Source organism: Bacteroidota bacterium (assembly GCA_018831055.1).
Taxonomy (GTDB): Bacteria; Bacteroidota; Bacteroidia; order Bacteroidales; family B18-G4; genus M55B132.
Genome location: JAHJRE010000123.1, coordinates 1 through 10,012 on the forward strand (window position 1 = coordinate 1; position 10,012 = coordinate 10,012).

Below are 10,012 nucleotides of genomic sequence, written 5' to 3' on the forward strand. Positions count from 1 at the left end.
ATCGACTGGACCCCGGCCGGAACAGGTAAAGAAGGGATAGTGGGATACTTTCCCATTGGCTTGGTAGCAGGAATCTCCCCGTTCAATTTCCCTCTTAACCTCGCCGTGCATAAGATTGCCCCCGCTATTGCCGCCGGCTGCCCCATCATCCTGAAACCTTCATCCAACACACCCCTGTCAACACTCTTGTTGGCCACTATCATCGATCAGACCGAGTTGCCCAAAGGGGCCGTTTCCATCCTGCCTATGGACAGGAAAACCGGAAATCTCATGGTTACCGATGAACGCTTTAAGCTGCTTTCCTTCACGGGTTCACCTGAAGTAGGATGGAAAATGAAAGAAGACGCCGGTAAGAAAAAGGTCATCCTTGAATTGGGTGGTAATGCCGGCGTGATCGTGAGTAATTCCGCCAACCTGGAAAAGGCTGTCCCGAAATGCGTTAACGGGGGATTTGCATACTCTGGTCAGGTTTGTATCCATACACAAAGGATTTACGTACAAGAAGATGTGTTTGAGCGTTTTGCAGACATGTTTGTTGAACAGACCCGGAAACTCAATGCCGGAGACCCGGAAAACCCGGAAACGGATATTTCTGTGATGATTGATGAGGAAAATGCCAAAAGAGTTGAAGTATGGGTGCAGGAAGCCATTGATGATGGCGCCGCAATATTATGCGGAGGCAAAAGAAAAGCCGCTTATTTCGAACCTACCGTGCTGACAAATACCCGTTTCGATATGAAAGTCTGCTCCCTGGAGATTTTTGGCCCTGTTGTCGTCATCGAAAAATACCGTTCTTTCCAGGATGCTGTGAATGAAATCAATAAAGGCAGGTTCGGATTGCAGACCGGTGTGTTTACGAACAGGATAGATGAAATGAACATGGCATTCCATGACCTGGAGGTTGGAGGTGTGATCATCAACGATGTCCCGACTTTCCGGGTGGATCATATGCCTTACGGCGGGGTAAAAGATTCTGGACTGGGCCGCGAAGGCGTGAAATACGCCATGATGGATATGCTGGAACCTAAGATCCTGGTAAAAGATAAACAATGATCTTTTAAATTAATGAGATTATTCGCTAACATAGTTTTGATTGCAATCCTGCTGACCTTCCTGGCAGACTATAGCCTTGCACAGCAATCTATGTTATGGGAAATGTCAGCACAGGAACAGGAAAAGGCCGCCAGGGTCGCTAATCAGAGAGCCTTGTTCCTGAAACAACATACCGGTCAGCCCCTGTCTCAAGGCAAGGGAAACCGCACACCGGGAGATGATTGCACTCAACCGTATATAATCAGCATTCCTGCAGAACTGCCTTTTAACCAACCAGGAAATACTACCTGTGGTCATGGCAATGTATATGCTATGACAAATTCCTGCCTGGGAGCATATACAGGTGGTGAGGATTTTATCTACCGCCTTGATGTATCCCAGGAAAGCATGATAGACATCACGATGACCCCTTCGTCCGACTGGACCGGCATGGCCCTCTTCGACGATTGCCCGGATGTGGGTAATTGCATAGAGGCCGTGACATATACCTCTTCCGGCTATCAGATCAAACCTATGACCATCCGGCAAATCCTTCAGCCTGGTTCCTATTACGTGATGATCGATTCCTGGCCGGATCCCGTGTGTTTCGACTTCGACTTCTCCGTTACCGAGTTTTACGCAGTTTATCAGTTTCCCTTTTTTGCAGGATTTGAGGATGGTTCTGTACCAATGGAGCTTGGAATTTCCACAGCACAGGAATCCTCCGCCGGAACAGACACGGATGCCTCCTATAACTCAGACTTTGGACTGATGCTGGAAGGAGGAACCGCCTTCGGCTGGGGCTCCACACCCCTCACTCCTCAGATGGCATTTGACCCCTCCAGGGAAAGCCACTTTGCTCAGGTGAATATTGAGGTTATCCCTTCCGGCATGCCGAACGACCTGTATATGAGCTTTTTCCTGAAACAGGGCTATTCCTATACCACAAATTACTGCTGGTTCAGAGTTCTGATCAATAATGAGGTAATAGCCGACATGAACGGTTATACTATTTTTAAACCCCTTTCCCATTTAGATCCATTCAAGGAACATGTCTTTGACCTGACTCCTTACCAGGGCAGCAGGTTCACTATTACACTGCAGTCGTCGTGCAAATACTACAAAAATTATTTTAAGCAGGGGGATATTGTCTGTATTGATGATCTCAGGATAGGGTACCAACTGCCTTCCGGTGCGGTCAGCGGATATGTTGTTGATTACGATGGGCAACCTGTCAACGCTGCCACTGTAAGCATTCCTGATGTAGCTACAACAAAATCACTCCCGGATGGCTCTTATATACTCCCATCTATCGCAAGCGGAAACTGGACGATTCAGGCCTGGAAATATGGTTATAATCCGGTGAGCGATACTGTCCTGGTCCTTCCTGCCGATACCAGTGTTAAGCATTTTATACTCACAAAACCTCAACCTTATGTGACTCCTTTATCCCATGAGGTTCTTTTAAACCCCAATGAATACATTATTGAGCAGCAAATAATTGCGAATTCAGGCAGCGGGCCTTTTTCCTGGTATGCTACTGTTTCACTGGATGGTTCAGATAACCAAAACGAGCATCTTCTGCAACAAAACAGGTCTGACTGGCTTTCCCTGGGTCGCGACAGCGGTACCGTTATGCCCTTCGGTGGATTCGACAATATCCCCGTGATTTTCGATGCAACCGGATTGACGTCAGGGACTACGGAGTATGGACAGATTCGTTTTCAACCCTACCAGAGCAACCACATCATTGTCCCTTGCACCCTGCATGTTTACGGTCAACCGCTTATCGTACCGCATAGCGTAGTGGCAACCCTTATCGATGAACAGACCGGCAAGACGGAAGTAAACTGGTCAGCAGGAGAGCTGGATTACAGCTATTTCAATATCCTGAGGGATGGGATCTTCCTGGGGACAAGTACACAACATTCTTATACTGATTTCTTACCGGCTTATGGTGAATATTGTTATTCCATACAGGCGGTTTACCCGGAGGGTACGACCGCTCCGGCAGGACCGGCCTGCGTTTTATGGGCCCGGCCACAGATTGATATCCTGCCCGCTGTTCTCGTAAATTCCGATTTTATCCTGCCCAACCAGCCGGTAAAAGTATATACGGAAATACGGAACACGGGAAACGCACGTCTCGATTACGAATTTCCGGATTTTAACAAAAAAGCGACCGGTGATGGCTACTGCACTGCCTCAGGCGCTTGCGGAGAATACATTTCCCGGGTAAGGCTGGGTGATATTGATAACTCCTCAGGATGTACACAGTATGGTGACTATACAAACCTCGTTGCTACGTTGCAATACGGAAACACCTACTCTCTCAGGATAGACGTAGGAAGCCCCTTTGCAGGCGATGTTGCCGGGGTTTGGATAGATTGGGACCAGGATGAAGATTTTTCGGATGAGACCATGCTTGCCTTATCAGGAACACCTTTTAGTGGCTTTACAGGACAAATTTCCCCGCCGGCAGGCGCTTTGTCGGGATTTACCAGGATGCGCATACGCCTCCAATGGAACAGTGCTCCGGAACCATGCGGAGATCTGCCTTTCGGTGAAGTCGAAGATTATACCCTACAGGTACTGGGAAATTTTATTCTCTCCGTGGACCCTTCATCGGGATTCGTTCTGCCGGGTCAGTCACAATTTGTTACAGTATATTTCGACGGGACCGGATACCCGCCGGGGAAATATTATCAGCCTTTGTTCTGTGAATCCAACGACCCTAACCAGCCGGTTTTTATTATCCACGATACCCTGATTGTGATACCGCCGGGATCCTATGCAGGGCTTGTGACCGATGCGGCCTCACAAACCGGACTCTCGGGCGTGCTGATTTCGGCAGGAAACCGTCAGACCTTCTCCGGACCCGATGGCCATTATATCCTGCACGTGAACGGAGGTTCCTACGATGTTTCTTTCAGGAAGACCGGTTACACTACGGCATCTGTTGAGAATATCTCCGCCCTTGCCGGAGATACCGTTCAACTTGATATTGTTATGCATGAATATCCAAATCCACCCCGTTGGGTGGAAGCCAACCCAACCCTCAACTACGAAGCCTGCCATGTGCAATGGGCATTGCCTTATGGCCCTTATGAAATCGTTTATGACGATGGGCAGGAGGAAGAACTTGTGTTATGGGCCCAGGCAGGAGGGGAGAATGCCGTGAAATTCACTCCGGCAGGATACCCGGCTACCGTCCTCGGCGGTATGGTCTTCATCGGCGATGGAAGCTTCCCGGCTGGCGAATGGATGGGATCGGCCTTCTCTGTCATGCTTTACGATGATGACGGCCCCGACGGATATCCCGGTACTTTGCTGGATGAGGTCACCGTCACGGTTGAGAACTTCGACTGGGTTGAATTCTGGGAACTCGAGGCTACCCTCGCTGAAGGGGATTTTTACCTGAGTATGAGACAGGATCAACCCCACCCGGCTCCACCCCTCGGAGTCGATTATTCATTCCCTGTCGCTTACCGCAGTTATTCCAGGATGCCTGGCGATTTTTGGTATTTTTCTCCTTACCAGGATTTTATGATCAGAGCGTATGTGGAAGGTCCTTCAGGAGACCGCGTTTCCTCGCTTACTCATTATGAACTGGGCAGAATCTCCGGATTCGATCCCAATGCGGGACCGGTGACCGGAACCCTGGAATTCCTGGATGACAGCATTACAACCCTGGAATACATGGATACTGCCTACCATTCCCTGCCTGCAGGTTGGTATGCTTATGCCGTCAGGGCAGTGTATCCCCAGGGTATTACATCGGAATGGACTTATTCCAATATCACAGGAAACCGGAATGCCTCAGCCATGGATGTTAATGTTACGCTCACTACCGGTGCTATCCCTGTAAATACCGAGGTTTTAGCGTATGGTGAAAATTATCCCTATAACGTCTATTCCTGCATGACCGACTCTTCCGGAACCTGTGCTTTCGATAGCCTCATCATGGGTCCCTATTTGCTGGAAGTTTACAAGCCGGGCTTCGAAAAGTTATCCCAAACAATAGAAATAACCAAAGACACCCTTTTTGAAATACTTCTCGGTGAAAATCGATATCCGCCCCGCAACCTTTATGTTGACCCATTGACATCACAGGCAACCTGGGACTGGCCCTTGCATGAGGCATTAATCGAAGATTTTGAAGGGATTGAATTTCCTCCCGTGGGATGGCAATCCCTCACACAGGGAATTGGGTGGTTCAGAACATTGAATGGAAGCTCCGGCGGATGGATCATTCCTCCCTGGGATTCACATTATGTTGTGTCTAATGCTGATTTTAGCGGATCTGCATTTAATGCATGCTGTGATTATCTGATCACCCCCCCATTGGATCTAAGGGATTCGGAATCTTATGTGCTTGTTTTTGATAGTTTTTACGATGGAGCTTATGGGCAATTAGCTAAAGTAGAGTATTCTTACGACAATGGAGCGAACTGGGAATTGTTCAAAGCTTTGGATCCACAACCTGGCAAATGGTCAATAGTGACCCTTGAGCTTACAGGTATTTGCGGTCCTTCGGCACAGTCACCCATCTGGATTGCTTTTCATGCTGATAGTCAAAATCAGTGGGCCTCCGGCTGGGCCATCGATAATGTTGCTATTCATTGCGGAGTGGCAAACCCGCAGGATTTCTATGTATATCTCGATGGCCAAAAGACAGGAGTGACTGATACGAACAATTATTCATATCCTTTCCTGGAATACGGAAGAGAATACGAGGCCTCTGTGGCCGCAAGGTATACCTCCGGCCTCTCAACAAAAACCTTTTATACTTTCATCAGCGAATATCTCATTCCTCCGCGCAACCTGGACGGAATTACACATAGTGATACGGTAGAACTATGGTGGGAACCTCCGCTGACCGCTGTATACGCGGAAAGAACGGCACAGGCGATGAGAGAGGATCAACCGGATGTATATTCGGATTACAGTCCTGTGATTCACTATGTTAACCACGAAATTGCACCCAAACGTGACCAGTGGGATGTTCAATACAGCTATCCGGTGGCAGTCGGACAGGGTGAAGTGGGTATGGAAACAGACGGATTGTTCCTTTATACGACCAAATGGAACGGGAATGCTTTTTACAAGTATGATCTGCAGGGCGTTTTTCAGGAAGAATTTATCATCCTGGGCTCGGGAAATATTCGTGATCTGGCGTATAATCACAATACCGGCTATATGGCCGGGGGAGCCGCCGGTAATAAATGCTTTGTAATGAATTTTGCTTCCCACAGCCTGGTAACGGATTTCACCGCACCCACAGAAATAAGGGCCATTGCTTACGATCCCGAAGAAGATGCTTACTGGGCCAATAACTGGTCGAGCGATATTACTCTCTTCAATGAATCCGGCGCTTTTATCGCTTCTTTTCCGGTTACCGCTTTTGGTAATTTCTACGGATTTGCTTACGATGACTGGACAGATGGAGGGCCTTACCTCTGGGGATTCAGCCAGGATAATTCAGGAGCAGTACTGGTTCAAATGGAAATCGCAACCGGAAACCAGGTGTTCAGCCTCGATGTTCTTCCCATCCTGGGAGGTGTACAGATAGCCGGTGGCCTTTTTACCGAATGTAACCTGATCGAAGATAACAGGGTAACCCTGGGCGGAACACTGCAAAATGAACTTTTTTTCGGACTGGAACTCGGCCATTGCGATTATATCCCCGGCCCCGGAGGCATAGTGCCTCCCAATTTTTTGGGATACAACCTTTACAGAGATTCTCTGCAACTGGCCTGGCTGCCATACCTGGGCGCTGATACCACTTATTATATTGATACTGCCCTGTTGCCTGAAACATATAAATATACTGTTACGGGTATTTACGATCTGACTCCGTACGGCTTTTCCGGCGATACCGCCGAATCTGCCCCGGAAGGTCCTTTTATAGCTGTTGTTGAATACGGTCATTCCCTGCCTTTCAAGGAAGCATGGTACAGCGGAACCTTCGGGGAAAATCTGTGGATACAGGAAGAAAACTGGTTTATCAATATCCTGTATGGCCATCCCGAACCGGCTGCCGAATTTAACTGGTTCCCCATACTCTCAGATTATGCTTCCTCTTTAACTTCCTGGTATATTGATGGAAAAAATATTTCTGCACCCTTTACCGATGGCTGTATCTGGCTCGATTTCGATGTGCAGCTCAATGACAGGAATATGACCGGTGATGAATACCTGCAGGTGGATGTCGAACTGGAAGGACAATGGTACAGGGTGCTGGAACTGGACAACTCCGCCGGGGGCTTCGACTGGCAAAAATATCACCTCAACATCAGTTCACTTGCTTTTGGGAAAATTTTCAGGATACGCTTCACAGCCTCCGGAAGGAACAGCAGCGATATTGAAAGCTGGCGACTGGATAATATATTCGTTTACAGGAATTGTCCGCCGGCACGCAATTTTACCGTTGAAGAAATTTATACTTCAACCACTGTTGAAGCCCATTTGAGTTGGACGCCGCCCAAAACCTGCAATGGCACAAGTGCGAATTCATTTGCTTTGCAACAAGAATCAAATCGAATATTGAGCAATTCACGGGATTCGTCTTTGCGTAAAGTAACCGGTTATAATCTATACCGCGATAGTGAATTCCTGACTTTTACCCAGGATACATTTTACGTTGATGTACTTAATTTACCCGGTGTCTATCTCTATGAACTGGAAGCTGTATTTGAAGACTGCGTTGCCGATACCCTTCCTTCGGTAATGGTTGATATCTGGGCAGGAATTGAAGATGATTTGCATGACATGATCAGTATTTACCCCGTACCCGCCTCGGAATTCGTTCATATCAACTCGGATTTTCCCCTGTTTCGGTTAACCCTTTTATCCTCCACAGGTACAATAATTTACGATCAGATTCCAGGTAGTAAAGAATCTGTTTTAAATGTTTCTGAAATTAATTCCGGTTTATATCTTCTTAAAATATATTCCGGTAAAGGTTTGCTTTACAGGAAGCTTGTTGTAATGCATTAGTACCAGAAATTGTAATATATTCATTGTGAGTGGTTTGCTTGTAGCTTAATTAAAACACCACAATTTCTACGCTTCGCTTGGTCCAAGAACATCCCCGGCATGTTATAATAGCGCTCTGCGTTTAATGCAAGGCCGAGCGAAGCCGAAGGGTGCGAAGCCGAAGGGTGTTATCCCGAGCGTAGCCGAGGGATGCTTGTCGAAGGACTCCTCGACTCCGCTCGGAGTGACACGCAAGCGTATTAAACAAGCAGGGGCCTCGACTCCGCTCGGCACAGGACCTCGACTCCGCTCGGCACAGGGCCTCGACTCCGCTCGGCCGATGGGCCTCGACTCCGAGTAAAAAAAACATAATTTTTTAATTTATGTTTAACTGAAGTTTCGCATTAAGTTTTACTTTTTATATTTTTTTTACCCACCCCCTAGCCCCCTCCCTGCCAGCAGCTACTCTTTATACACATCTATGTAATGTTAAGATATTAACACGGTGGTGTTTATATTATTGTGACAATTAAGCTCTTATAATACACTATAAATCTGATTATTGCTTCAAAAAACAATTATGGATTTCATAGATGTATCAAATCTGCCCGACAAGCGGTTACAAAATCAAAGTAGAAAGATGGTAACTTTGTTACAGAATAACCAATGTAGTATTATCAACCGATCTTATGGATCACAACGAGATAAAATAGGAGGGTACCGCTTTTTGAACAACATAAAAATAGAAGAAGAGCATTTGATCAAAGCACTAAATATACAGTGCCAACTGAACTGCGGCAAAAAACATATCATCGGTATTCAGGACACATCTGAATATAATTATGCACATCATCGCAAGAGGATTAAAGATGGCTCACTTGGCGTAGTAGGAAATAATCGCGATCTCGGCTATTTTGCTCACGTAATGGTCTTATTTGATGCTGAAACTCATCTGCCACAAGGTATATCCTATTGCAAGTTGTGGAGCCGGGAACCTGAAAGGAAAACCAGAGATCATGAAGCCAGTAAAAAATTGCCAATTGAAGAGAAGGAATCCTATCGGTGGCTTGAAGCCATTGATAAGACAAGGAGTTTATTGAATCAAAGCTCGCATTTTACGTTTATTTCTGATCGGGAAAGTGATATCTATCAATTATGGAGCAAAATACCCGATGAAAAGACGGATCTTATCATCCGGGCCAGAGGTGACCGTTTACTCTTTGATCAACCATTAACCATGATTGAATCACTCGATAAGGATGATATAGCAGGGAGTTTTAGGATAGAGTTAAAAGGAGATACCCGGGTGAATAAGAGTAAACGTACAGCACTTTTACATGTTAAATTCAAAGAGGTATTGATAAAAAAAGCAAAGGGATTATCCCTAAATCATGATGTAAGTGAGAATGTTTCATTGATGTTGGTTGAAGCCAAAGAGGACCCATCAACCTGTAAAGAGGGACAGACTCCTGTTCATTGGTTGCTGTTAACAACACATGATGTAAGAACCTTTGAACAAGCATGTAATATCATAATTTGGTACTGCTTTCGCTGGCAGATAGAACAATTTTTCAGGATTACAAAATTACAAGGAATCAATCTTGAAGCTAGTCAACTAGAAACGGGTGTAGCTTTAAAAAAACTTGGACTCATAGGGTTCGCTGCAGCTCTGAAAATACTACAGCTAAGCTTGGCAAGAGATGGAACACATAACGATCATGCGAATAAATATTTCAGTACCCAAGAAATACAAGTATTAGGATTACTTGATAAAAAACTGAGAGGAACAACTATCAAGCAACAAAACCCTCATAGTAAATGCACACTGGCATGGGCAGCCTGGGTTATTGCCAGATTGGGAGGGTATAGTGGTTATGCTTCCCAATCACCACCAGGCCCCATGACATTTAAATGGGGCCTCGATAAGTTTAATCAGATAGTTGAAGCGTACTATCTATTTGGCATAGATGTGTATAAAGAGTAGCTGCCAGCAGGGAGGGGG

Annotated in this window: 3 protein-coding genes; all 3 read left to right on the forward strand. The window is 46.3% G+C overall.

Annotated features, from left to right (window positions below):
* Nucleotides 1–1,053, forward strand: a 1,053-nt coding sequence (locus tag KKA81_07740; protein ID MBU2650811.1) for an aldehyde dehydrogenase family protein, incomplete at its 5' end; no start/stop codon positions are given.
* A 12-nt stretch (nt 1,054–1,065) separates the two neighbouring features.
* A complete protein-coding gene (locus KKA81_07745; protein ID MBU2650812.1) occupies nt 1,066–8,031 on the forward strand; it encodes a carboxypeptidase regulatory-like domain-containing protein in 6,966 nt (2,321 codons plus the stop codon).
* Between the two features lie 559 nt (nt 8,032–8,590).
* Nucleotides 8,591–9,994 carry an IS4 family transposase gene (locus KKA81_07750; protein MBU2650813.1) on the forward strand — a complete coding sequence of 468 codons (1,404 nt, stop codon included), beginning with the start codon at nt 8,591–8,593 and terminating at the stop codon, nt 9,992–9,994.
* The last annotated feature ends 18 nt before the right edge of the window (nt 9,995–10,012 follow it).